The 23,639-nt window shown below is 71.5% G+C and carries 21 protein-coding genes, 1 pseudogene and 1 riboswitch; of the genes and pseudogenes, 4 read left to right on the top strand and 18 right to left on the bottom strand.

The annotated features are described in order from the left end of the window. Positions 1 to 19: 19 nt before the first annotated feature. From CRP49_RS43175 to CRP49_RS43205, 7 genes are all read right to left on the bottom strand, one after another. The gene (locus CRP49_RS43175; protein ID WP_097258794.1) at positions 20 to 1,213 is read right to left on the bottom strand and encodes a glycine C-acetyltransferase; all 1,194 of its coding nucleotides are present in this window, start codon (positions 1,211 to 1,213) and stop codon (positions 20 to 22) included. A gap of 26 nt (positions 1,214 to 1,239) precedes the next feature. Next, positions 1,240 to 2,268 (bottom strand): L-threonine 3-dehydrogenase, encoded by a 1,029-nt coding sequence (tdh, locus tag CRP49_RS43180; protein ID WP_097258795.1) that lies wholly within the window; start codon positions 2,266 to 2,268, stop codon positions 1,240 to 1,242. 192 nt (positions 2,269 to 2,460) lie between these two features. Beyond that, complete coding sequence (locus CRP49_RS43185; RefSeq protein WP_097258796.1) at positions 2,461 to 3,036, bottom strand: GAF domain-containing protein; 576 nt, start codon at positions 3,034 to 3,036, stop codon at positions 2,461 to 2,463. Between the two features lie 61 nt (positions 3,037 to 3,097). Then, entirely contained in the window at positions 3,098 to 3,697 is a 600-nt protein-coding gene (locus CRP49_RS43190) for an ATP/GTP-binding protein (protein ID WP_097258797.1), read from the bottom strand. Next, on the bottom strand, positions 3,675 to 4,046 hold the full coding sequence (locus tag CRP49_RS43195; RefSeq protein ID WP_094217538.1) for a DUF742 domain-containing protein: 372 nt from the start codon (positions 4,044 to 4,046) through the stop codon (positions 3,675 to 3,677). Before CRP49_RS43195 ends, CRP49_RS43190 begins: the two co-directional genes overlap by 23 nt. Positions 4,047 to 4,048: 2 nt before the next feature. Then, entirely contained in the window at positions 4,049 to 4,483 is a 435-nt protein-coding gene (locus tag CRP49_RS43200; protein ID WP_094217537.1) for a roadblock/LC7 domain-containing protein, read from the bottom strand. A gap of 77 nt (positions 4,484 to 4,560) precedes the next feature. Further along, positions 4,561 to 6,723 carry an ATP-binding protein gene (locus CRP49_RS43205; protein WP_107487143.1) on the bottom strand — a complete coding sequence of 721 codons (2,163 nt, stop codon included), beginning with the start codon at positions 6,721 to 6,723 and terminating at the stop codon, positions 4,561 to 4,563. A gap of 445 nt (positions 6,724 to 7,168) precedes the next feature. Between CRP49_RS43205 and CRP49_RS43215 the strand changes: the two genes are divergently transcribed. Next, positions 7,169 to 7,645, top strand: coding sequence for a RidA family protein (locus tag CRP49_RS43215; protein WP_097258799.1), 477 nt, complete (start codon positions 7,169 to 7,171; stop codon positions 7,643 to 7,645). A 16-nt stretch (positions 7,646 to 7,661) separates the two neighbouring features. On the opposite strand, the gene CRP49_RS43220 is transcribed toward CRP49_RS43215, so the two are convergent. The 5 genes and pseudogenes from CRP49_RS43220 to CRP49_RS43240 all read right to left on the bottom strand — a co-directional run bounded on the left by CRP49_RS43220 (position 7,662) and on the right by CRP49_RS43240 (position 14,270). Beyond that, positions 7,662 to 8,501 carry a PhzF family phenazine biosynthesis protein gene (locus CRP49_RS43220; RefSeq protein WP_097258800.1) on the bottom strand — a complete coding sequence of 280 codons (840 nt, stop codon included), beginning with the start codon at positions 8,499 to 8,501 and terminating at the stop codon, positions 7,662 to 7,664. A 98-nt stretch (positions 8,502 to 8,599) separates the two neighbouring features. Further along, complete coding sequence (locus CRP49_RS43225; RefSeq protein WP_097258801.1) at positions 8,600 to 9,430, bottom strand: proline hydroxylase; 831 nt, start codon at positions 9,428 to 9,430, stop codon at positions 8,600 to 8,602. Positions 9,431 to 9,476: 46 nt separating this feature from the next. Then, complete coding sequence (locus tag CRP49_RS43230) at positions 9,477 to 9,668, bottom strand: hypothetical protein (protein WP_094217531.1); 192 nt, start codon at positions 9,666 to 9,668, stop codon at positions 9,477 to 9,479. Between the two features lie 122 nt (positions 9,669 to 9,790). Further along, on the bottom strand, positions 9,791 to 12,790 hold the full coding sequence (locus CRP49_RS43235; protein WP_097258802.1) for an alpha/beta fold hydrolase: 3,000 nt from the start codon (positions 12,788 to 12,790) through the stop codon (positions 9,791 to 9,793). A 296-nt stretch (positions 12,791 to 13,086) separates the two neighbouring features. Further along, positions 13,087 to 14,270, bottom strand: a pseudogene (locus CRP49_RS43240) (MBL fold metallo-hydrolase). A gap of 182 nt (positions 14,271 to 14,452) precedes the next feature. Here CRP49_RS43240 and CRP49_RS43245 point away from each other — a divergent pair. Both CRP49_RS43245 and CRP49_RS43250 read left to right on the top strand, forming a co-directional pair. After that, a complete protein-coding gene (locus CRP49_RS43245; protein WP_097258803.1) occupies positions 14,453 to 15,631 on the top strand; it encodes a glutamate dehydrogenase in 1,179 nt (392 codons plus the stop codon). 94 nt (positions 15,632 to 15,725) lie between these two features. After that, positions 15,726 to 16,334 (top strand): TetR/AcrR family transcriptional regulator, encoded by a 609-nt coding sequence (locus tag CRP49_RS43250; RefSeq protein ID WP_097258804.1) that lies wholly within the window; start codon positions 15,726 to 15,728, stop codon positions 16,332 to 16,334. Between the two features lie 198 nt (positions 16,335 to 16,532). Here the strand turns inward: CRP49_RS43250 and CRP49_RS43255 are convergent, their stop codons facing one another. The 4 genes from CRP49_RS43255 to CRP49_RS43270 all read right to left on the bottom strand — a co-directional run bounded on the left by CRP49_RS43255 (position 16,533) and on the right by CRP49_RS43270 (position 21,861). Beyond that, a complete protein-coding gene (locus tag CRP49_RS43255; RefSeq protein WP_097258805.1) occupies positions 16,533 to 17,318 on the bottom strand; it encodes an SGNH/GDSL hydrolase family protein in 786 nt (261 codons plus the stop codon). Positions 17,319 to 17,463: 145 nt separating this feature from the next. After that, on the bottom strand, positions 17,464 to 18,180 hold the full coding sequence (locus CRP49_RS43260; RefSeq protein WP_097258806.1) for a DUF6250 domain-containing protein: 717 nt from the start codon (positions 18,178 to 18,180) through the stop codon (positions 17,464 to 17,466). 252 nt (positions 18,181 to 18,432) lie between these two features. Continuing rightward, entirely contained in the window at positions 18,433 to 19,317 is an 885-nt protein-coding gene (locus tag CRP49_RS43265) for a LysM peptidoglycan-binding domain-containing M23 family metallopeptidase (protein WP_097258807.1), read from the bottom strand. A gap of 4 nt (positions 19,318 to 19,321) precedes the next feature. Further along, positions 19,322 to 19,485: riboswitch (cyclic di-AMP (ydaO/yuaA leader) on the bottom strand. A gap of 303 nt (positions 19,486 to 19,788) precedes the next feature. Then, a complete protein-coding gene (locus tag CRP49_RS43270) occupies positions 19,789 to 21,861 on the bottom strand; it encodes an alpha-galactosidase (protein WP_097258808.1) in 2,073 nt (690 codons plus the stop codon). A gap of 171 nt (positions 21,862 to 22,032) precedes the next feature. On the opposite strand from CRP49_RS43270, the gene CRP49_RS43275 reads away from it, so the two are divergent. Then, the gene (locus tag CRP49_RS43275; protein WP_097258809.1) at positions 22,033 to 22,830 is read left to right on the top strand and encodes a tyrosine-protein phosphatase; all 798 of its coding nucleotides are present in this window, start codon (positions 22,033 to 22,035) and stop codon (positions 22,828 to 22,830) included. A gap of 6 nt (positions 22,831 to 22,836) precedes the next feature. On the opposite strand, the gene CRP49_RS43280 is transcribed toward CRP49_RS43275, so the two are convergent. Both CRP49_RS43280 and CRP49_RS43285 read right to left on the bottom strand, forming a co-directional pair. Beyond that, on the bottom strand, positions 22,837 to 22,959 hold the full coding sequence (locus CRP49_RS43280; RefSeq protein ID WP_097258810.1) for a DUF6126 family protein: 123 nt from the start codon (positions 22,957 to 22,959) through the stop codon (positions 22,837 to 22,839). Then, entirely contained in the window at positions 22,956 to 23,579 is a 624-nt protein-coding gene (locus tag CRP49_RS43285; protein WP_097258811.1) for a helix-turn-helix domain-containing protein, read from the bottom strand. Before CRP49_RS43285 ends, CRP49_RS43280 begins: the two co-directional genes overlap by 4 nt. Positions 23,580 to 23,639: the final 60 nt, after the last annotated feature.

Below are 23,639 nucleotides of genomic sequence, written 5' to 3' on the forward strand. Positions count from 1 at the left end.
CTCAAGGTGTCCGCGCCGGTCAGGCCGCCAGCTCCGCCCGGGCGGCCACGAAGGCGTCCACGGCCCGGTCGACGTCCTCGGTCGAGTGCGCGGCGGACAGCTGGACGCGGATGCGGGCCTGGCCCTGCGGGACGACCGGGTAGGAGAAGCCGATCACGTACACGCCCCGCTCCAGCAGCAGTTCCGCCAGGCGGCTCGCCTTCGCCGCGTCACCGATCATCACCGGCGCGATGGCGTGGTCGCCGGGAAGGATCTCGAAGCCCTCCTCGGTCATCCGGCGGCGGAAGAGCGCCGTGTTCTCGGTGAGGCGGACGCGCAGGTCGTCGGCGGACTCCAGCAGGTCGAGCACCTTCAGGGAGGCGGCGGCGATCACCGGGGCCAGGGTGTTGGAGAACAGGTACGGGCGGGAGCGCTGGCGCAGCAGGGCGACGATCTCGGCGCGGGCGGCGACATAGCCGCCGGAGGCGCCGCCGAGGGCCTTGCCGAGGGTGCCGGTGATGATGTCGACGCGGTCCATGACGCCGTGCAGCTCGGGGGTGCCGCGACCGGAGGGGCCGACGAAGCCGACGGCGTGCGAGTCGTCGACCATGACCATCGCGTCGTAGCGGTCGGCGAGGTCGCAGATCTCGGCGAGCGGCGCCACATAGCCGTCCATGGAGAAGACGCCGTCGGTGACGATCAGGCGGCGCCGGGCGTCGGAGGCCTCCTTGAGCTTGGCCTCCAGGTCCGCGAGGTCGCGGTTGGCGTAGCGGAAGCGGCGGGCCTTGGACAGGCGGATGCCGTCGATGATGGAGGCGTGGTTGAGGGCGTCGGAGATCACCGCGTCCTCCTCGCCGAGCAGGGTCTCGAAGACACCGCCGTTGGCGTCGAAGCAGGAGGAGTACAGGATCGTGTCCTCCTGGCCGAGGAACGCGGACAGCCGCGCCTCCAGCTCCTTGTGCACCTCCTGGGTGCCGCAGATGAAGCGCACGGAGGCCATGCCGTAGCCCCAGCGGTCCAGGGCCTGGTGGGCGGCGGCGACCACCTCGGGGTGGTCGGCGAGGCCGAGGTAGTTGTTGGCGCAGAAGTTGAGGACCTCGCCGGGGCGGCCGCCGGCGCTGACATTGACGGTCGCGGACTGCGGGGTGTCGATGACCCGCTCGGGCTTGTGCAGGCCGGCGGCGCGGATCTCGTCGAGCGTGACGCGCAGGTCGTCGCGGACGGAGTCGAACATGAGGAAGCTCCTAAGCTGTACGAGAGTTACGCGGTCCAGTCGAGGATGATCTTGCCGCCGGTGCCGCTCGCCGCGTCGGCGAAGGCCGCCTCGTAGTCGCGGTAGCCGTACCGGCCGGTGATCACCGGGGCGAGGTCCAGGCCGCCCTCCAGCAGGACCGACATCGCGTACCAGGTCTCGAACATCTCGCGGCCGTAGATGCCCTTGATGGTGATCATCGAGGTGACGATCCGGGACCAGTCGACCGGGAACTCCTCGGCGGGCAGGCCCAGCATGGCGATCCGGCCGCCGTGCGTCATGTTGGCGATCATGTCCCGCATGGCCTCGGGGCGGCCGGACATCTCCAGACCGATGTCGAAGCCCTCGCGCAGGCCCAGCTCCCGCTGCCCGTCGGCGATCGTGGTCCGGGAGACGTTCAGGGCGAGGCTCACGCCGATCTTGCGGGCGAGTTCGAGGCGCTCCTCGCTGACGTCGGTGACGACGACGTTGCGGGCGCCCGCGTGCCGGGCCACCGCCGCCGCCATGAGGCCGATCGGCCCCGCGCCGGTGATCAGGACGTCCTCGCCGACCAGCGGGAAGGACAGCGCGGTGTGCACGGCGTTGCCGAACGGGTCGAAGATCGCGGCGACGTCGAGGTCGACGGGGACGCGGTGCACCCAGACGTTGGACGCGGGCAGCGCCACGTACTCGGCGAAGGCGCCGTCCCGGCCGACGCCGAGGCCGACGGTGGCCCGGCACAGATGACGGCGGCCGGCCAGGCAGTTGCGGCACTTGCCGCACACCAGGTGGCCTTCGCCGCTGACCCGGTCGCCGACCCGGATGTCGGTGACGTCGCGGCCGGTCTCGACGACCTGCCCGACGAACTCGTGCCCGAGCACGAGCGGAGTGCTGATGGCCTGCTGCGCCCAGCCGTCCCAGGCCCGGATGTGCAGGTCGGTGCCGCAGATACCGGTCCGCATGACCTTGATCAGTACGTCACTGTGACCGATTTCGGGCTCGGGTACGTCCGCGAGCCAGAGCCCGGGCTCCGCCTTCTGCTTGACCAGCGCCTTCAACGCTACGACTCCCGTGGGTGAGGTCCCGGCCGCGGGCATGCCGAAGGAGCCCGCAGCGGGTCAGAGGGGTGGAATCACCCTGCAATCTGCCGTATGCGCGGGCCGGGGTCCATCGAGCTTTTCTTAACCGCCGCCTCAGCTTTCCTTCACGCCTCCCGGATCCCCGCGGCCAGCCCGTGTCCCGCGGGCGCCTCAGATCGGCAGTCCGTCGTCCGCGGACCGTTCGATGCGTACGACGAGTTCCGCGGCCAGCGCCTTGATGGTCTCCAGCCCGGACCGCCCCCAGGCCCGGGGTGCGACATCGGAGGCGCACACGGTGCCGAGCGCCATGCCGGAGCTGTCGATGAGCGGGGCGCCGAGGTAGGAGCGGATGCCGTACTCGTCGACGACCGGGTTGCCGGCGAAACGGGGATAGTCGCGGACGTCCTCCAGCACCAGGGCCTTGCGGCGGACCACCACATGGGGGCAGAAGCCGTGGTCGCGCGGCAGGACACGGCCGACCTCGGGCCTGCTGCCGTCCTCCCGGACCACCGGCGCGGTCACCGGGGTGCGCAGGCCCGCGAAGAACTGGTGGTCCGCGCCGATGAAGTTGACCATGGCGTACGGCGCGCCGGTGAGCTGGGCGAGATGGCACGCGAAGGCGTCGAGACCGGGTTCGGGACGCTCCCCCAGACCGAGGCGGCGCAGTCTGGAGATGCGGGCGGGTGCCTCCCTGTCCTCGGGGGTGAGCAGCAGACCCCGGACCGGACGGGGCGGCTCGTAGGTCATGGCCGGGCTCCGGCGCTGTGGGCGTATCTCATATGGCGGCTCCGTGGGCTGTATGGCTGGATCACATGTGGGCGCCGTGGCTCGGCGCGGTCGCCGGGGCGTGGGCGATGAGGTGGCGTACGAGGGTCAGCAGGGTCTGCACACCGGAGCTGGAGATGCGGGCGTCGCAGCAGACGACCGGGATCCCCGGGTCGAGGTCGAGGGCCGCGCGGACCTCCTCCGGGTCGTAGCGGAAGCCGCCGTCGAACTCGTTGATGGCGACGATGAAGGCGAGGCCGCGCTCCTCGAAGAAGTCCACGGCCGCGAAGCACTCCTCCAGGCGACGGGTGTCGGCGAGGATGACCGCGCCGAGCGCCCCTTCCGACAGCTCGTCCCACATGAACCAGAACCGCTCCTGCCCCGGCGTGCCGAACAGGTACAGGACGTGCTCCGGATCGAGTGTGATCCGGCCGAAGTCCATGGCGACCGTCGTCTCGACCTTGTTCTCGATGCCGTCGAGGTTGTCCGTGGCGGCGCTGACCGTGGTGAGCAGCTCCTCGGTGCTGAGCGGGGCGATCTCGCTGACCGCCCCCACGAAGGTGGTCTTGCCGACCCCGAACCCGCCCGCCACCAGGATCTTGAGGGCGGTGGGAAACGGGTCAGAGCTGTCGTCGTAGTCCATCGAGCACTGCCTCCAGCAGAGACCGGTCAGTGGGGTTGTGGTGGAACACGGGGGGCTTGGTGGTCAGCGCCCCGCAGTCGACGAGGTCCGAGAGGAGCACCTTGGTGACCACCGCGGGCAGCTTCAGATGCGCGGCCACCTCGGCCACCGAGACCGGCGCACGGCACAGGTCGAGTGCCTGGGCGTGCTCGGGGCCGAGGTAGCCGAGCGGGGTGACGCCGGTGGCCATCACCTGTGACATCAGGTCGAGGGCGATGCTGGGCTCGGTCCGGCCGTTGCTGACCGTGAACGGGCGCACCAGCCGTCCGGCCGCGTCGTCGAGCCAGGGCCCGTCGCCGGCTGCGGCCACGTTCAAGGCCTCATCGCCGTGGATTCGACGGCGTGCTGCCTGGGCGCGGTCACCAGGTACGGACGGACGCTCTTGACCAGCATCGCCATCTCGTAGCCGAGCACGGCGGCGTCGGCCTCGCGGCCGGCGAGCACCGCGAGGCAGGTGCCGGAACCGGCGGTGGTGACGAACAGCAGCGTCGAGTCCAGTTCCACGACGACCTGGCGGACGTCCCCGCCGTCGCCGAACCGGACGCCGGCGCTGCGGCCGAGGGAGTACAGGCCGGAGGCCAGGGCCGCCATGTGGTCGGCGCTGTCGGGATCGAGGCCGTGCACGGACTTCACCAGTCCGTCGCAGGACAGGAGCACCGCGCTGGTGGTGTGGGGTACGCGCTGTACTAGGCCGCTCAGCAGCCAGTCGAGGTCGGATGCCTGGGCGGTCGGCGCGTCGCTCGCCATGGTGGATCGACTCCTTGGGATACGAAGGTCAACGGGAGCGCTGGGGGTGGGGGTGGGTACGGGACTGTGGAGGGCGGTCATCCGGCCGGTGCGCTCCCGTCGGATCGGCCGGTGCCCTCGGATACGGGGCTGTGCGTGTGCAGTTGGGATATGGGCGTCGGGGCCAGGGGGTTGGCCGCGTCCATGGGGTGTGCATCCATGTGTGCGGGGCTCATATGGGGCGTGACCGTGGCCGGTGCCCTGTGTGCCGGGCCCATAGCGATGGATCCGGTCACCCCGGGTGCGGCCTCCGTACGAGGTGCGTCCCCGTAGGCCGACTCCATGTTCTGCTGAGCCTCGGCGAGTCCGATCCCCCGCTGGAAGGCCGCCATCAGGCCGGGGTCGTGGCCCGGGACGACATCGCCGTCCTGGCGGGGGGCCGGGCCGCCGCGCAGCTGGGGAACGATGTGCTCCTGGGCACGCCGGCGGGGCAGTTGGGGCTTGCCCATGGTGCCCCGGACCGCACCGGTGCGGGGGGTGGGCAGGGTGCCCGCGTGTCCCTCGAGCACCGGCCGGTCCTCGGCGCTGATCCCGGGCACGGCCTCGGCGATGGCGGGCCGCTGCTCATGGACGCCGCGGACGGGGAGCGGGGGCGGGGGTGAGCCCGCGCCCTGCGAAGGCCCGCTGAGGGCGCCCGCGTTCTGGATGCCCTCGTTCTGGGCTCCCTCGTTCTGGATGCCCCTGCCCTGGATGGCCCCGCTCTGGGCACCCCCGCTCCCGAGGTCGCCGCTGTGTCCGGATCCGTGCTGTGCGTGCCGCCGTCGGCCGGTCGCCGGGGCCTGTCCGGTCCCGACCGGCCCTCCGGCCGGCGCACTGCCCGAGCCACTAGTACCGACGGTGCCGTTCATGCCCACGGCGCCAACGGGGCCCGCCCCTGCTCCGGGTCCCGGCCGGTGCTCCGCGGATGCGGATGCGGATGCGATACGCCCCACCTGCGGCGACTGGCCGCTCCCCGCCGGGCCCTGGGGCTGCGGTGCGACCCCTGGTACGCCCGGCCTCGGGCCCAACAGCGCCTGCGGGACGACGAGTACGGCCTGCACACCACCGTAGATGTTGGTCTGCAGGCGCACGCCGATGCCGTGGCGCCGGGCGAGCTGGGAGACGACGTAGAGGCCGATACGGCCGTCGGCCAGCAGGCTCGCGACATTGACCTGGTCGGGGTCGGCGAGCAGGGCGTTCATCTTGTTCTGCTCGCCGACCGGCATGCCGAGTCCGCGGTCCTCGACCTCCACGGCGAGCCCGGAGGTGACGAGGTTGGCGCGGAGCAGCACCTGGGTGTGCGGGGCGGAGAACACCGTGGCGTTCTCGACGAGTTCGGCGAGCAGGTGGATGACGTCGGCGACGGCGTGGCCGCGCAGTTCGCCGTCGATGGGCGGCACCAGCTTGACCCGGGAGTACTGCTCGACCTCGGCGATGGCGGAGCGCAGCACCTCGGTCATGTTCACCGGGTTGCTCCACTGCCGGCGGGAGACGGCGCCGCCGAGCACGGCGAGGTTCTCGGCGTGGCGCCGGATGCGGGTGGCCAAGTGGTCCACGTGGAACAGGCCTTTGAGGAGTTCCGGGTCCTCGATCTCGTGCTCCAGGTCGTCCAGGATCGAGATCTCCCGATGCACCAGGGACTGGAGCCGTCGCGCGAGGTTGACGAAGACCTCGAGCTTCTGCTCGCTGCCCGCCTGGCTGGAGAGCTGGGCGGCCTGCACGACGGCGGTGACGGCGCCGTCGTACGCGTGGGCCAGGTCGGCGGCGAGCAGCTCGAAGTCGTCGGCGTCCTCGGGCGGCCGGCGGCGCGAGCCGCGCTGCGGCGGGGTCTCGCCGTGGCGCAGCGCCTCGACGAGGGACCGCAGATCCGCCTCGCCCTGGGCGGCGCTGCGGCGCAGCGCATCGACGCGGTCGCTGACCGAGCGGGCGGCGCGGTCCGCGGCGACGGCGGCGATCACGATGCCCGCGACGGTCACCGCGACCGCTCCGGCGAGCACGGCCCACAGGGTGGGGCCGGGGCGTGCGCCGGTGGAGCGGATGCTGAACAGGACGGCCGCGCTGGCGCTGAGCGCGACCGCGACGGGCGGCAGCACGGCGAGCCGCATGAGCTGAGGCCGTATGTGCGTCTCGGGCAGTGCGGGAGCGGGTCGGGCGACCGGTCGTCCGTGCCGGCCGCCCTCACGGCGGTCGGCATGGGCGGCCGGTGCACGGAGGTGAGACATCTGCGTCCTCGTACTGGTCCGTCGGGCTGCCATCCGGACACTCACAGTAGTCGCCTACGCATCATGTGCGGTGGGCAGTTGACAAAGTCCCCCGCCAAGGGTCCCGCTCTGGTATGAGGCTTCGTACGACAGACCGATAACCTCGCCGCACCCATCGAACCAACCCGAAAAAGATCGAAACTACCTGCTCAAAAGCGGTCACGGGAACCGACGGGCGATCGAGGGTTTCACGACGGCCCGGGCCCCCTCGCGCACCTCGCACCCGGCACCCCCATCCCCCCCGAGGGTGCCCGCACACCGCGGGCACACCCCCACAAGACCTTACGGAAAGTAACCGCTTTGGCCTTGCCTCTGTAGGCCCAGCGGGCGCATGGAGTGAGTCCGCCCCGCGGGGGCCGGGGCGGTGGGACGATGACTCCCGTCGTCCAGGTCACCAGGAGGGCCCATGACCACTGACGTCCGCGAGCGGCTTGCCGGGCTCGGTCTGCGACTGCCGGAGGTGAGTGCCCCGAAGGGGACCTACGTGCCCGCCGTGCGCAGCGGCAGCTATGTCTTCGTCGCCGGCCAGATCCCTTTGACCGACGGGGAGTTGACCGCGACCGGACGGGTCGGCGCAGAGGTGTCGCTGGAGCGGGCGAAGGAGCTCAGCAGGCAGTGCGCGCTGGCGGCGCTGGCAGCCGCGGACTCGGTCGCACCCCTGGAGACGGTGGTCCGGGTGGTGAAGGTGGTCGGGTACGTGTCCTCCGCCCCCGGCTTCGTCCGGCAGACCACGGTGGTGGACGGGGCCAGCGAGCTGCTCGTCGACCTGTTCGGTGCGGCGGGCCGGCATGCGCGCAGCGCGGTCGGCATGAACGTCCTGCCGCTCGACTCGCCCGTGGAGATCGAGGTCGTTCTGGAGGTCTCCGAGGACGGTGGGCGGTAGCGCCACCGGCGCCCGCTCAGGCGAGGCGAACCGCCGTGCCCGTCACCTCGATACCGCTCGACGGGTCCGCCGGGACGCCCACCGTGAGGAGGCTCGGACGGCCCATGTCCACGCCCTGATGGATCGTCAGCACGGCCGGTGGGTCGATGAGGCCCATGCTCCGGAGATAGCCGCCGAGGGCCGCCGCCGCGGCGCCGGTGGCCGGGTCCTCGACGACGCCACCGGGCGGGAAGGGGTTGCGGACGTGGAAGACGGTGTCCGTCTCGCGTCGGACCAGGGCGACGGTGACCCATTCCCGGCGCGCCATGAGGGCGCCCAGCGCGGACAGGTCGTAGTCGAGGTCGGCGAGGCGCTCCCGGCTGGCGGCCGCGATGACCGGATGCCAGGCGCCGGCGTAGGCGACCCGGGGCGGCAGTGCGGGGTCGAGTTCGGCGGCGGACCAGCGGAGGGCGGCGAGCAGCTCGGCCAGGTCGGGTCCGGTGATCTCCGCCGTGCGGGGCTCGACGCTCACCAGGGTGGCGACGACCGAGCCGTCCGGGCGCGTCGAGGTGGTCACGGGGACCGGTCCGGCCATGGTGTGCAGCAGCAGGTCGCCGACACCGTGCTGGTGGGCGTGAGCGACGGCGGTGGCGATGGTGGCGTGGCCGCAGAAGGGTACTTCGGCCTTCGGGCTGAAGTAGCGAATGTCGAATGCCCCGTCCGGCCGGGGTGCGGCGAAGGCCGTCTCCGAGTAGCCGACCTCGGCCGCGATGGCACCCATCGTCGCCTCGTCGATGCCTGCGGCGTTCAGCACCACACCCGCCGGGTTTCCGCCCAGCGGGTCGGTGCTGAAGGCCACGTAGCGCAGGATGTCCATCACCCGAACCTAGCCACTCCGTCACTTGAGCGTCAAAGGGCTTGCTCGAACGAATAGTTGACGTCACCTCAAAGGGAATGGCCAGGTCGGCCCGGTGTTCAGGCCCAGGTGAGCAACTGGCCGGACGCGGCGAGTCCCACCGCGAATCCCAGTGCGATTCGGCGGGCGCCCCGACTGGGCCGTACCGCGTGGAAGTAGCGCGGGTCGATCAGCAGGGCCTCGCCCACCTGCGGTGCGATCTCGAGGAATTCGGCGTCCCGCACCACCGCCTCGTCGTACCCGTAGGAGGCCGGCAGCCGGTACGCCTCGTCCTCGGGTTGCCACCGGTGCCGCCACAGGACCGTCTCGCCTCCCGAGGGAGGCACGCTGAGGTAGAGGTTGAACGCGAACTGGCCGACCAGGGGTTCGTCCAGCAGGTCCCCCGCGTACTCGCGCAGCGCGTCGTCGAAGTGGACCTGGAAGCCCTGGTTGGGTTCCCTGGCCACGCCGTCGCCGAGTTGCCGCCCGCCCCTTCGGCCGACCGCCACGCCACCGGGCCAGTGCGCGCCGAGCCCTTCCCGGCAGACGCGGAAGGGGTCGAAGGAAAGGCCGAGGCCCTGCCAGACCTCGTGGTGCCCCTCCAGTGCCCTCCAGTAGCTCTCGGAGACCCCACCGTCCGCCATGTGGTCGCTGATTCCCACGCCGAACCGCATCACCGGCGGCTGGACGCGGGCCTTCCCGTACGAGTCGAAAGCCCGCGCCTCCAGGGCGGCGAGCACCTCGTCGCACCGCTCCCGGGGCAGGAAACCGGGCACCCGGACCGCCGCGTACCGTCCGGCGGCGAGACCGGCGAGCAGGTCATGGGTGAAGGCGTGCGCGGTGGCGGCGCGGAAGAACGGGTCGTGCGACGTGGTCGGCGGTAACCCCTGCGTGGATTTCCCTGATGTCATTCGTGAGCCCCCGACATGGTGAAAGACAGCGGAAATACATCGGCGCCTATCCGGGATGCGCTCCGCCGGTGGCGCGGAACGCGGTCTTCGCGTCGAGTTCGAGTGCCTGGCGTCCTGCCTCCAGCGCTTCCATCGCGATTCGCCGGCCGAACTCCGCCTGCATCTCCTCCAGGTCGCTCCCCGGAGCGCCCCATGTCAGGGCCTGGTCGTCGTGGGTATCAGGGGGGAGAGAAGTCATCGGCGAACCTCCGAGCGTTTCGGTAGGGGACGCGTCACACAGGGTGAGGCACCGTCAGGCTACGCGCAAGCCCGCCACCCCCGGCGAAGGTTCCGCTCAACTATGCGTGAATAGCGGAGGTTTCAGGTCGGCATCTCCCGAACGGCTGTTTCGAGGAGCGCCCTGGCCTGCACGGAAAGCGGGTGCTCCGAGGTCACCACCCGGTCGAGGTCGCGCACCAGTGCCCGCAACTCCTTCACCGCTTCGGGTGTACGCCCACGTATGCCGAGAAGTACCAGGACGAAGGTGAATCGGAGCCGCATCACGAGGTTGGAGTCCGCAGGCTGGGAGGCGTGCTGCAGCGCCTCGCGGATGACCTGCTCCGCGTCACGGGCGCGGTCCTGGCGCAGCAGCGAGTGCGTCAGGGTCTCCTCTACCCGCAGGATCTCCGGTGTGGCGGGCGGCCAGTGGTTGCGGCGGCTGATGCTCAGTATCTCCCGGGCCTCCGCCTCGGCCTCGCGGTGTGCCCCGCGGGCGAGCATCGTCCGCGCCAGGGTGTGGCGCACCACGAGGGTGTCGTAGTGCTCGGGGCCGCGCACCTCGTTCTCCGCCTCGACGATGGAGCGCAGCATGACCTCGGCCTCGGCCTCCCGACCGGCCTGCTCGTTGATCGCGCGGGCCAGCTTGTGCCTGCTCGCCAGGGTGTCGGCGTGGTTCTCCCCCAGGATCCGGGTCCGCACCCGCACCACACGGCCCAGCACCCGCTCGGCCAGGGGCAACTGCTCCCTGTCCAGGTGAACACGCCCTTGTTCGTGGCGCAGACCCAGGATCTCGCGGTCGTCGCTGTCGAAGCCGAACGAGGAACAGCGCTCGACGAGGGGGAGGACGAGGTCGTACGCGGGCCCCAGCAGCCCCGTGGCTATGAGGTAGCGGGCGGTCAGCCGGGCCAGTTCCAGGGCCTCGGTGCGCACGGAGCGGTCGGACAGCCTGAGGTCGCCGAGCAGGCAGGCCCGGGACACCTCCAGCGCGTGCGGGGAGAGCGCGGCCCACAGGGGCCAGTTGGCGGGGTGGTCGGGGTTGCTGTGCTGGATGGCCGACCGGAGCATGCGCACGGCCAGTCCGTAGTAGTCCGCGGGCCGCTTGCGCACCTCCTCGTCCTCGCGCAGGACACCGTGCACGACGGGATGCAGGGTCAGTACGCCGGCCAGTCGGCGGTCGGCGACGCCCTCACGTTCGTAGGCGTCCACGAGACCGAGTTCCTCCAGACCCGCCAGGAAGGCGCTGGTGCGTGCGGGGGTGGCGCCGGGGAAGAGCGGGGACTGGGCGAGGGCGGAGTCGGTGAGGAGGCAGCGGTAGGGGATGGGGGCGATGCTCAGGCAGGCGAAGACCTTCAGCAGGGTCGGCGCCTGGGGCAGTTCGTGCTGGGTGAGCAGGTCCATGCCGATCCCGCAGACCTTTTCCACGATCTCCCGGCCCAGCAGCTCACTCAGGTGCGGTCCGTCCTGGTCCGCGGCGGTGTCGACGCGAGGCGCGACGGTACGGCGGAAGGTCTCGAAGTCCCTGATGTCGCTGTCCAGTGAGATCTGGCTCTGGTGAACGGCCTTGATCACGTCGGCGGCCTGTCGCAGGGCGAGTGGCAGCCCGCCCAACTGCCGCGACAGCCTGCGCGCGTCCTCGTTGGTACCGCCGAGGCCCCCGGTCCGTTCCAGCAGCATGGAGGCACCGTCGTTGTCGTCCAGGGGCAGCACCTGATGGACGCGGCTGGCGTCGCCCCAGGCGTGCCGGCTGCGTACCCGGCTGGTGACGATCACGGTGCCCTTGGCGTTCTGCGGTGTGCGCAGCCAGCCGGTCCCGCTGGCGGCCGGGCCGTCGCGGGAGCCGAGCCGCTCGGGGTCGTCGACGTTGTCGAAGATCAGCAGCCAGGGTTCGGGGCAGGCGTCGAGGAGGGTCCAGACCAGGTCCATGGCCGTGCCGACGAGCCAGGCCCGTTCCACGGTGATCGACGGGGCGCCCAGATCTCGGGCGATCATGCGCATGCGGAGGCTCAGCTCGGGTGCCGACACCCACCAGACGCGGTGTCCGGCACGCCGGGCGCGGTCGGCGGCCTCCAGGGCGATCCGGCTCTTCCCCGACCCGCCCAGGCCCGCCACGACGTGGACGCGCCGGCGGGCCTGCTCGGACAGGAGGTGGGCGACGAGGCTGTGCCGGTCCTCCCCCTTCAGCTGGCCTTCGTCCAGCTGCCAGTACGGCGGGGGCGGCGGCGGGGCGAGGTCCGGGTCCTCGGCGGCGGGGGGCGGGTGCGAGGGGCCGTCGGCGGCTTCGGCGTACGTCGCGATCCGGGCGTCGTCGGCGGTGTCACCCGTCCCCGTGGTGGAGCGGGGTCGCGCGGCTGTCGGTGCGAGAGGAGGTAAGGCGTTCTCCCGCACGGACGCCGCTCGGGCCACCTCCAGCAGGGCCCCGCGCACGGCTCGGTAGGAGGCGGCGGTGCGGTCCGCGGGCTGGATGATGGAGAAGTGGTCGGCGGTGACCACCCCGCCCTTGGGGAAGACGCCGCGGGCGACGATCGGCGGCACGATGTCGTCGGCGGAGCCCCCGTAGGCGCGGACCGGTATGGGGCACTCCTTGTCGCTGTGCCCCCGGGCGTGCACCACCGCGCTCAGGACGGTCCGCTGGGCCTCCGTCACGGCCCGGTCGAAGGGCCTCAGCTGCTGCTCCTGCGGATTGCGCCAGAGTTTGAGGAACTTGCGGACGGTGAGGAAGAAGCCGGAGCCGGTGTTGGGGCAGGAGAACATCGTGAAGTGCTTGATCCGGGCCAGCTCGTGGCCCTCGCCGTTCCACAGTTTGCGGGCCAGGAAGCGCTGTACGACCAGGCCGCCCTGGCTGTGGGTGACGAGCACGATCCGCTCGGCGTCGGCGAGTTCGGTCTCCAAGAAGGTCCCCAGCTGGTCCGCGACGTCATCGGTCTCGGCGACCCGGCGGTCGGGCCGGAGCCGGATGAGAGGGGAGTCGTACTCGAAGGGGTGGACGCTGACCCAGTCGGCCAGTTCGGGGTCGGTTCCGATGAGCGTTTCGAACGCCTTCCACACCTTGGCGGAGGAGAAGAGGCCGTGCACCAGCACGAGGTGGACACGTGTCGACGCCATCGCGAACCTCCGCAGTCAGAACAGGTGTTGAAGCAGAAGGGTTCGATCAAAGATGAATGAGCAACCGGGTCAATGATGCACGAGGGGTGACCGTTCGAGCCATAACGAGACAGCCGCACCAGGGCCTAGGCCCCAGGTCCAGGACGGGCGCGGCAGGCTGGGGGGGTCCGGCGCACGTCGGCTACTCCAGTTCGAGCCACCCGTCGACGCGGCCGTCGCCGCGGGTGCCCTCGCCGCAGGCAGCGCCGCGGTGGCCCAACCCCGTGTGCCCTGGCTCTGCGGGCCCGCCTCAGCCGTCAGTCCGTGTGGCCGAGTCCTTTGCGCACGCCGGGCTCGGCGGCCAGCGCCCCCATCGCGCGCCAGGTGCGGCGGACGGTTCCGGAGACGCCTCGCCACCAGGGCTCGGCGGGGAGCTTGCCGGCCGGCTCGAAGGGCTCGCCGGGGCGGGGCAGCGCCACGGCCTGGCCGACCTCCTCGGCGGCCTCCTTGGTCCACTCGCCGGGCTCGGCCCACGGGTGCGGGGCGAGGTTGAAGGTGCCCCAGTGGATCGGCATCAGCACTCCGTGCGGGGCCCCGCCCTGGAGGTCGAGGTGGGCACGCAGGCCCTCCTCGGGGTCATGTGGATGTCCGGCCAGAACTCGCTGTACGCGCCGATCTGGATCATCGTGGCGTCGAACGGGCCGTGGGCCGCGCCGATGTCCTTGAAGCCCTCGAAGTAGCCGGTGTCACCGCTGTGGTAGATCCGGTGCTCCTCGCCCGCCACGGCCCAGGACGCCCACAGGGTGTGCTGGGTGTTGCGCAGGCCGCGGCCGCAGAAGTGGCGGGCCGGGGTGGCGGTGAGGGTGAGTCCGCCGATCTTGGTGTCCTCGTGCCAGTCGAGTTCGCGCAGCCGGTCCGCGGACACGCCCCAGTGCTCCAGGTGGGCACCGACACCGAGCGGCACGGCGAACACGGTGTCCGTGCCGGCCAGCGCCTTGATCGTGGGCATGTCCAGGTGGTCGTAGTGGTCGTGCGAGATGACCACCACGTCGACCGGGCCGAGCGCGGCCAGCGGCAGCGGCACCGGGTGCAGCCGCTTGGGCCCGGCGAAGGGGAACGGGGAGCAGCGCTCACCCCAGACCGGGTCGAACAGGACGCGGTGGCCGTCGATCTCCACGAGCACGCTGGAGTGGCCCATCCAGGTCACCCGCAGCCCGGTGGCCGGCGGTTTGGCGAGGTCGGCCAGGGTGGTGGCGTGCACGGGGACCGTGCCGCGGGGGGCGCGCAGGGGCCGGGTGTCCTTGTCGAGGAACACCTTGGCGAAGTCCAGCATGGAACCGGAGGGCCGGGTGCGGGCCGTGCCGCCGGGGTTCTGGAAGACGCCGTCCTTGAAGTGCGGGGAGCGGCGGATCCGGGCCAGGCGCTCACCGCTCGGTTCCGCGCCGAAGGCCTCGGGCTGAAGCATGCCGAGCCCGAAGCTCTGGGAACGCAAACCGGTCACGGTACCTCCAGGTGGAGTCGCTGAGGTCCTCCATTATGGTCGGCGCCTCCGACAGTCAGGGGTGGCCGGGGTCACAGGCCGGCCTCCGGCGTTCGCCGCTGAGGATCCGTCGCACGTTGACAGGCCGTCCACCGGCTCCGAATACTGACTCGCGATTCAGTAACCCTCACCCGGGAGACCCCATGACCGCCCCCCTGATGTCGCTCGTCTGGACCGACCACATCACCGGCCGCCGGGGTTTCCTCGTCGTGGACCGCCTGGTGCGCGGCGTGGCCAGCGGCGGGCTGCGGATGCGGCCCGGCTGCACCCTGGAGGAGGTCACCGGACTCGCCCGGGGCATGACGATGAAGGAGGCCCTGCACTACGACCCCGAGAGCCGTTACGTCCCGCTCGGCGGAGCCAAGGGCGGCATCGACTGCGATCCGCGGGACCCCGGGGCGTACGGGCTGCTCGTGCGCTACCTGCGGGCCATGCGGCCGTACATCGAGAGTTTCTGGACCACCGGCGAGGATCTGGGCCTCACCCAGGACCTGGTGGACCGTGCGGCGGCGGAGGCGGGCCTGGTCTCCTCCGTGCAGGCCGTGTTCCCGCTGCTGGACGACGAGACGGCGGCCCGGGGGCGGCTCGCGGACGCCTTCGCGGTCGAGGTGGACGGCATCGGCCTGGACGAGCTGGCGGGCGGCTGCGGGGTCGCCGAGTCGGTGCTGGCCGCCCTGGACCGGGCGTCGGTGCCGTACCGGGGCACCCGGGTGGCCGTGCAGGGCCTGGGCACGATGGGCGGCGCCACGGCCCGCTTCCTCGCGCGCGCGGGCCTCACGGTGGTGGCCGTGGCCGACGTCAAGGGGGCGATCGCCAACCCGGCGGGCCTCGATGTGGAGGCGCTGCTGGATGCGCGGGACGCGTACGGCACGGTCGACCGCTCCGTGCTGCGCCCCGGCGACCGTGAACTGCCCGGCGACGCGTGGCTGTCCGCGGACGCGGAGGTGCTGGTGCCCGCGGCGGTGTCGTACGCGATCGGTACCGCCGAGCAGGAGCGGATCACCGCCCGCTGGATCGTCGAGGCCGCGAACATGCCCGTCCTGCCCGAGGCGGAGGCGCTGCTGGCCGCGCGCGGGGTGACCGTGCTGCCGGACGTGGTGGTCAACTCGGCCACCAACGCCTGGTGGTGGTGGACCCTGTTCGGCGACATCGGTCCGGACGCCGACGAGGCATTCGCGCACATCCGCCGCTCGATGCGCGCCCTGGTCGATCTGATGCTCACGCGCGCGGAGGCCGACGGTACGACCCCGCGCGCCGCCGCCCACGCCCTGGTGACCGACCGCCTGCCGGTGATCGCGGAGCGCTTCGGGTGGTACCGCTGACCCCGGCGGGCGCCCCTCTGCCCACGGCACGCGAAGTGGCCGAAGGAACCAGGGCCTTTCGGCACGGCCCTGAGCGACGGATTAGGGTGACCGCGTGGCAAGAGTGCGGTTGAGCGTGGCGGAGCGGCGGGAGGAGTTGCTGCGGGCCGCCATCGAGCAGATCGAGGTGCGGGGCGTGGCGGCGGTCAGGATCGCCGACGTGGCCTCCGCGCTCGGTGTGAGCAACGCGCTGGTGCTGTATCACTTCTCGACCAAGGAGAAGCTGGTCGCCGCCGCCTTCACCTACGCGGCCGAGGACGACCTCGCGCATCTGCGGGGGCTGCTGGGCCGGCGGACCTCCGCGCTGCGCCGGCTGCGGGCCGCCGTGCGCTGGTACGCGCCCACGGGCCAGGCCAAGGGCTGGCGGCTGTGGATCGAGGGCTGGGCGGTGTCGCTGCGCGAACCCACCCTCCGCCAGGTCACCCGCGACCTGGACCAGCAGTGGAAGGCGGCGATCACCGAGGTCATCGCGGAGGGCGTGGCGGCGGGCGAGTTCGAGTGCGCCGACCCGGCCGGAGCGGCCCTACGACTCACCGCACTCCTCGACGGCCTCGCCGTACAGCTCACGTCGTACCCGGGCGCGATACCACGCTCCCGCGCGCAGCAGTGGGCGGACGAGGCCCTGGCCCGGGAACTCGGGCTGCAGCGGGAGGCGCTGACCTAGCCGAAACGGTAGACCGCACGGCCGGGACAACCCTGCGACACATCGGACTTCTCGACGACCTCGCTGTACAGCTCGCCCGGAACTCGAACTGCGCAGAGAGACGTTGACCGAGCGGGAGCGGTGAGGGTCCGGCCGGGGCAGTCGTACGTCCGTGCCCCGCACCGTCGCGCTCGCGGTGCGGGGCACGGACCGTGGCCGTCACGCCACCGACGCGATCCGCATCTTGATGTCGTCCGGCGACAGGGTGCCCTTCGCCGTCACATGGTCCCCGGAGGACTCACCGCGCAGCCGGCGGCCGATCCACGGGACCAGGTACTCACGGGCCCAGTGGACGTCGTCGCGACGGATCTCCAGGGTGCCCCGGGGCGGGAGCGCCGGCCAGGGCTGCTCCGGGTCGGCCGGGACCTGCAGGCCGAGGGCCTGGCCGGCGCGCAGCGCCACGCGCGTGTGGCCCTCGGGTGAGAGGTGGAGCCGGTCGTCGTCCCACGCCCTGCGGTCCTGGATGGACTTCAGGGACCACAGGTCGAGCACGGGACAGCCGTACCGGTCGGCGATGGCGCGGACGTGCCCGTTGTAGGTGGCGATCTTGCCGCGCAGATGCTTGAGAAGGGGGACGCCACGGGTGTCGAAGCCGGTCGTCACCAGCACCGTGCCCACGGCCTCGGTGAGCTGGACCACCGCCCGCTCGAAGCGCTCGGCCACCTCGTCCGGGTCGGTGCCGGGCCGGATGATGTCGTTGCCGCCCGCGCAGAAGGAGACGAGGTCCGGGGCCAGTTCGACGGCCTTCGGGAGCTGGTCCGCCACGATCTGGTCGAGCAGCTTTCCGCGCACGGCCAGGTTGGTGTACGCGAAGTCGCCCTCGGGGCGCCGGTCCGCGAGCAGTACCGCGAACCGGTCGGCCCAGCCCACGAACGCCCCGTCGGGTCCGGGGTCGCCCACGCCCTCGGTGAAGCTGTCCCCCACCGCCACGTACGACCCGATCACTGATCTGTTGTCATTCTTCGAATCGTCTGCCACGTCGGACCATGATTCACCTTCGGATGTGACCTACGCGACCGTAAGCAGGGGTTGACGGACGGTGAGATGAGACACCCTTAAATAATTTGCCAATCCAGGAATAGCGGCCCGGTCAGGCGCGTTGACCGTGCGATCGCCACACCCGGAAGCCGCTGACCCGGAAGTGGCTCCACACGGTCCGGAAGGCGAAGTGTCCGCCGGTGTACGGCTCCGGGTCCGTGTAGTCGAACACGAGCCGCCCGTTGTTCCACCACTGCACGAGCGAGCCGTCCGACACGATCCGCACATGGTTGGGCCGGCCGGGGACCAGCAGGGGTTCGGTGTAGTCGTAGACGAGCGGGCGGACGCCGGGCTCGCCGACGTAGCGGCGCAGCCGGGTCGTGGTGTTGGAGTTGGCGCCGTAGCCGACGTAGTAGGTCGTGAGGTAGTCGTACTCGGCGAGCGCGCCGCCCCGGCGGGCGGCGAACAGGTCGTCCGGAGAACGGACGTCGGTGGCGTTCCAGAAGTTGTTCAGGTCGGAGACCCGGTCGTTGGCGCCGCCCGCCGAGACCGCGGTGGCGGTGTACTCGAGGACGTACGGCCCGTCGAGCCGCTGCCGGAACCAGACCGTGGCGCCGCTCGGCACGTCGATGTCCAGGACGCCGTCGGCGGCGGTGACGCTGCCGCCGTCCTGGAGTTCGGTGACCCACTGGCCGAGCCCGTGCCGGAAGTCGTCATGGGCGAGGAGGCGGCGGTGGCGGGGTGCGGCGTGGGCGGCCGGTGCGGGGGCGAGGGCGGTGAGGGCGGCCGAGGCCGCGAGGGCCGCGAAGCCGCGGCGGGTGGTCGTCACGTCGGGTGGCTCCTTCACAGACGGGAAGCGGAGACGGAAAACGGAGACAGAAAGCGCTTGCATCCCACGCAGGCCACTGTGTCCGCACCCCACCTCTCCTGTCGACACCCTGGGCGCGGCCGCCACAGGACCGCAACGAGACGGGTGGTACGAGCGCACATGCCGAAGGCCGGACCCGTGGATCGGGGTCCGGCCTTCGACTGCGTATCAGGCAGGTGATTCTCGAGGAGTGGGTCCCTGGAAGCCGGAGCCTCAGACGGCGACGCCGTGCGTGCGGAGGTAGCCGACGGGGTCGATGTCCGAGCCGTAGTTCGGCGTGGTGCGGATCTCGAAGTGCAGGTGCGGGCCGGTCACGTTGCCGGTCGCACCGGAGAGGCCGATCTGCTGGCCCGCGGTCACGGTCTGGCCGGCCGAGACGGAGAGCTGCGAGAGGTGGCCGTACTGGGCGTAGTAGCCGTCGTTCAGCTTGATGACGACCTGGTTGCCGTACGCGCCGCCCCACCCGGCGGAGACGACGGTGCCGGCGGCGACGGCCTTGAGCGAGGTGCCGGTCGGCACGACGAAGTCGACGCCGGTGTGGTAGCCGCTGGACCACATGCTGCCGGCCACGTGGTAGCCGGTGCCGATGGTGGCGCCGGTGACCGGGAGGGTGTAGCCGGTGGAGGGGGCGGTGGCGGCACCGGAGGTGTCGGCGGCCTGGGACTGCGGCGCCCGCGCGGGGGCGGGAGCGGAGGGCTCGGTGTGCGTCTGGGCGGCCTGCCCGCCGAGCGACAGCTTCAGACCCGGGTGGATCAGCGAGGGGTCCTGGCCGACGGCCTGCCGGTTGTCGTCGTAGAGCCGCTGCCAGCCGCCGCTGACGTGCTGGTCGTCGGCGATCTTCGCGAGCCAGTCACCGGACTGCACCGTGTAGGTGCGCACGCCCGAATTCTGCTGTGCGGCCGCCTTCTTCGCGGCCGTCTTCGCCACGGACGGAAGGGACTGCACGGCCTTTCCGGAAACGGACTGCGCGGTGGCGGCGTGCGCTCCGGTGGCCCCGAAGAACGGCAGGACCAGCGCGGCGCCACCGGTTCCGGCGACGGCGATCGAGCGGGTGAAACGCGGGGCCTTGGGACGGCGGTGCTTACCCTTCGCGGGCATGGCGCATTCCTCTCCGGCGCCTGCGAGGTGAGCTGTCGGGTTCGGGCTGGAGCTGCCCGGCCGCGCGCTGCGCGGCTACACCCCCAGCCTGTCGCGGAGACCGGGACAGGCAGTCATACCTGGTGGGTCCCCCGCTCCTGCCGAACACGGGTGAAGTGTGTGGGGACTCCGGGCGGCGGCAGGATTCGGCGTTCCGTCCGGATTGGTGGCGAACGTAAGCGAGCAAGACGGACCCGGACAAGCGACCGGTTCCCGACGTCGGGGTCTCAAGTGATCCAATTCGGGAATTCACGGTCACTCTCCGTGAATTCCCGAATCTCTCCCCTTTTCAATTCCCTTTGCCGCTATCGGAATTACGTGGACATGACGCGCGACGCACGGTCACGAATATGACGCTCCTCACGCCCCGACTCCCCACGCCCCCTCATTCCAGAGCGAGTTGGAATGAAGGCTCCAATTCGGACAGAAAGCTCAGATGCGACGCAGTCGGAGAACCGTCGCATCCAGGTCACCCTTCAGTCCGGTGCGCAGCCCGTGGTGCAGCAGGACCGCCCCGCGGTGCACTTCACCCGTTTCGCGGCATTCGTACGACGCCGTCGGGTCGAGTCCGCGCAGCCGCAGCGCCGGGACCGGCTCGCCGTAGTGCTGCGCCTGCAGGCAGGCGAGGACCACGGTCTCGTCCCCGAGGACGTACTGGACGGCACTGAGGCCGCCCGCCGGGGGCCGCAGCCGGTACTGGTCGCCGCGCTGGACGACCGGGCGGATCTCCTTGTACAGCTCCACCCACCGGTGGGCTTCGGCCAGCTCCTCCCCGGTCCACTCGGTGAGGTCGCCGCCGACGCCGAGCACCCCGGCCATCGAGCTGACGAAGCGGAACCGCAGCGAGCTTTCCCGCCCGTTGAGCTGGGTGTTCGGGCTGTCGGTGACCCAGGCCGCCATGACCCGCGCGGGGTGGATCTGGCTGAAGCCGTGCTGGATGGCGAGCCGGTCGAGCGGGTCGGTGTTGTCGGAGGTCCACACCTGGTCGGTGCGGCTCATCACGCCCAGGTCGATCCTCCCGCCGCCGCCCGAGCAGGACTCGAAGGCGACCGAGGGATGGGCGGCGCGCAGCCGGTCCAGCAGGGCGTACAGGGCGCGGACGTGGTCGACCCACAGGCGCTGCGGGTACGGCTCCCCGGGCCAGCCGGCGTCGGTGAAGCAGCGGTTGAAGTCCCACTTCACGTAGTCGATCGGGGCGCTGGACAGGAGCGTGTCCAGCTGCTCCCAGAGGTACTCCTGAACATCCTCGCGGGCGAGGTTGAGGACGAGCTGGTTGCGTAGTTCCGTCCGCTTCCGTCCCGGTTGGTACTGCACCCAGTCGGGGTGGGCGCGGTAGAGGTCGCTGTCGGGGTTGACCATCTCGGGCTCGACCCAGATCCCGAACTGCATGCCGAGGTCGTGCACCTGGTCGGCGAGGGGCTTGAGGCCGTGCGGGAAGCGGTCGGGGTTGGGCGTCCAGTCACCGAGGCCGGCCCGGTCGCTGGTGCGGGCACCGAACCAGCCGTCGTCCACGACGAACAGCTCCACGCCGATGTCGGCGGCCCGCCGGGCGAGGGCGGCCTGCTGCTCCTCGGAGATGTCGAAGTTGGTCGCCTCCCAGGAGTTGAACAGCACCGGCCGGTCCTGGTCCGCGTCCGGGATGACGTACGCCCGCTGGTAGGCGTGCCAGGTGCGGCTGGCCCCGCCGAAACCGCCGTCGCTCCACAGGCCCGCGAAGACGGGGGTGGTGTACGACTCGCCCGGCTGGAGCAGCAGCAGGCCCGAGTCGTCGTAGCCGGCGCCACCGGTGATCTGCACGCGCCCGTCGGGGAGTTGGGCGACGGCGATCCGCCAGGAGCCGGACCAGCCGAGCGCGCAGCCGTAGACCTCGCCGCGCTCCTCGGTCGCGTCGGTGTCCAGCGCGACCCAGGGCAGGTGCTGGTGGCCGGTGTGGCCGCGGCGGCTGCCGATGATCTTCTCGCCGTAGGTGAGCGGCGCGGTGGCGAGCAGGGACTCGGCGGCCCAGCGGCCGTGCAGCTGGGACAGCCGCCAGCCCTCGCGGTCGGGCAGGGTCCAGGTGGCGGCGTCGGCGCGCAGCAGCTCCACGCGCGCGTGCCCGCCGTTCGCCACGGTCACCCAGCGCTCCAGGACATCCCCGCGCATCCGGTAGTGGAGGGTGACGGCGAGCCCGTCGTCGTCGAAGGCCAGCCGCAGCTCGTCATCCTCGGACTGGTGGGACACGAAGCGCCACTCGGTGCCGCGCCGCTCCTCGGTGCGCACGGACAGGGCCGGGCGGACGAAGCGGGGGCCGCCCTCGACGGGGTACTCCTCGCGGCCGTCGAGCGGGGACTCGAAGGGCCAGTAGGCGGGCAGCGGACTCACCGCCAGGGCCTCCGCGTCGGCGAGCGCGATCCGTGGTCCCCAATGGAGGTGCAGCAGTTCGTCCGCCTCGGAGAGATGCAGCGCATAGCTGCTTGTGGGCCCCGACAGGAGCCACGTACGACCGTTTTCGGCGATGTCCACCATCGAGACCTCACAGGTGCCAACAGATCCGCTCAAGTGCGAACATCATTAGGCCCCACAGCCCCTGGTGGCAACGCCTGTGGACAACTCATTGCCCGAGGTAATCGATGTCGTATCGTCGACGGAGTGCCCGTCGACGAGCCGCGCCGGCGGGGCTGACCGGGAGGAGCCCCCGTGACGCAGCAGGTCCCCTCGACCGAGCCCGAGCTGGCCGGAGTGCGTAATTTCCGTGACGTGGGCGGGCTGCCCACCGTGGACGGACGGCGGGTGCGCCCCGGATTGCTGTTCCGCAGCGGCCATCTCGCGCACGCGACCGAGGACGACGCGGCCTTCCTCGCGTCCCTGGGCCTGCACACGATCTTCGACTTCCGCAACGCGGCCGACCAGAAGCTGGAGGGCCCGGACGTCGCCCTGCCCGGCGTGCGGAACGTGAACCTGCCGCTGAGCGACCCGGCGGACGGCGCCGAGTTCTGGAAGATGGTCCGCGACGGCGACCTCGACCAGCTGCGCGGCATCCTCGCGGACGGCAAGGCGGCGGCCCGGATGGTCGCCTCGTACCGGACGATCGTCAAGGAGCGCACCGCCGAGCACTCCCGGGTGCTGCACGCGATCGCCGAGGACAGCGTGCCCGCGCTGATGCACTGCGCGGCAGGCAAGGACCGCGCGGGCATCTCCATAGCCGTCACGCTCCTCGCCGTGGGCGTGGAGCGCGAGGCCGTCATCGCCGACTACCTGGAGTCCAACGCCAAGCACCGGCGCTACAAGGTCCGTCGCAACGGCAGTGCGGACACCGCGTACACACCCGAGGTGATGGAGCTGCTCAGTCCGCTCTTCGACGCGCGCGCCGAGTATCTTCAGGCGGCCTTCGCGAGCATCGAGGAGACGTGGGGCGGCGTCGACACCTACTTCGAGCAGGGCCTGGGGCTCACCCCCGCGACCCGGGAGCGGCTGCGGGAGCGCCTGCTGGACTGACGGCGGTCAGCCCTTGCCACCCAGCTCGAACAGCAGGTAGAGGAACGCGGCGAACACGTGGCCCACGGCGATGTAGATGACCAGCCGGATCCACAGGGCGCGGGGGAACCTCTCCTCGAAATTGCTCATGGCAGCTCTCCAGTCAGCGGGCCCAGGCACAGCGTGGCCGTGGGGCTCTGCAGCAGGGTGTGGACGAACAGCAGCTCCACGCCGTCGTGGTCCTCGGCGGCGAGGCGGTGCGGGGTGAGCGAGTCGAAGTGCGCGCTGTCGCCGGGCGCGAGCAGATGCGCGGTGTCCCCCAGGCGCAGCCGGAGCCGTCCCTTGAGGACGTACAGCCACTCCTCACCCGGGTGGACGCGCACGATGTCGCCCTGGGTGCCGTACGGCACCCGGACGCGCAGCGCCTGCATGCCGCGGCCGGGGGCTCCGGCCTGGACGTACGTCCAGCCGCCCGCGTGGGTCGGCTCCATGTCGGCGGCGCGCACGACGGCGTCCCGGTCGGCGACCGTCTCGCCGAGCAGCTCCGAGACGGTCGTACCGTAGATGCGGGCGAGCGCGAGCAGCATCGGCAGCGAGGGCTGGCGCTGCCCGGTCTCCAGCCGGGAGAGGTGGGCCGGCGAGAGCCCGGCGGAGCGGGCCGCGGCCTCCAGGGTGAGGCCCGTGCGCCGGCGCAGGGCGCGCAGCTGCGGCGCCACGGCGCGCAGGTCGTCGCCCTGGCCCGCCGGCGGCGCGGCTTCTGAGGCGTTCATGCCTCCATTCAGCCGGAGTGTTGCCCCTGGGGCAAATTTCTTGCCTCAGAGGCAAAAACC

Origin of the sequence: Streptomyces sp. Ag109_G2-15, assembly GCF_900215565.1 — a bacterium.
Lineage (GTDB): Bacteria > Actinomycetota > Actinomycetes > Streptomycetales > Streptomycetaceae > Streptomyces > Streptomyces diastatochromogenes.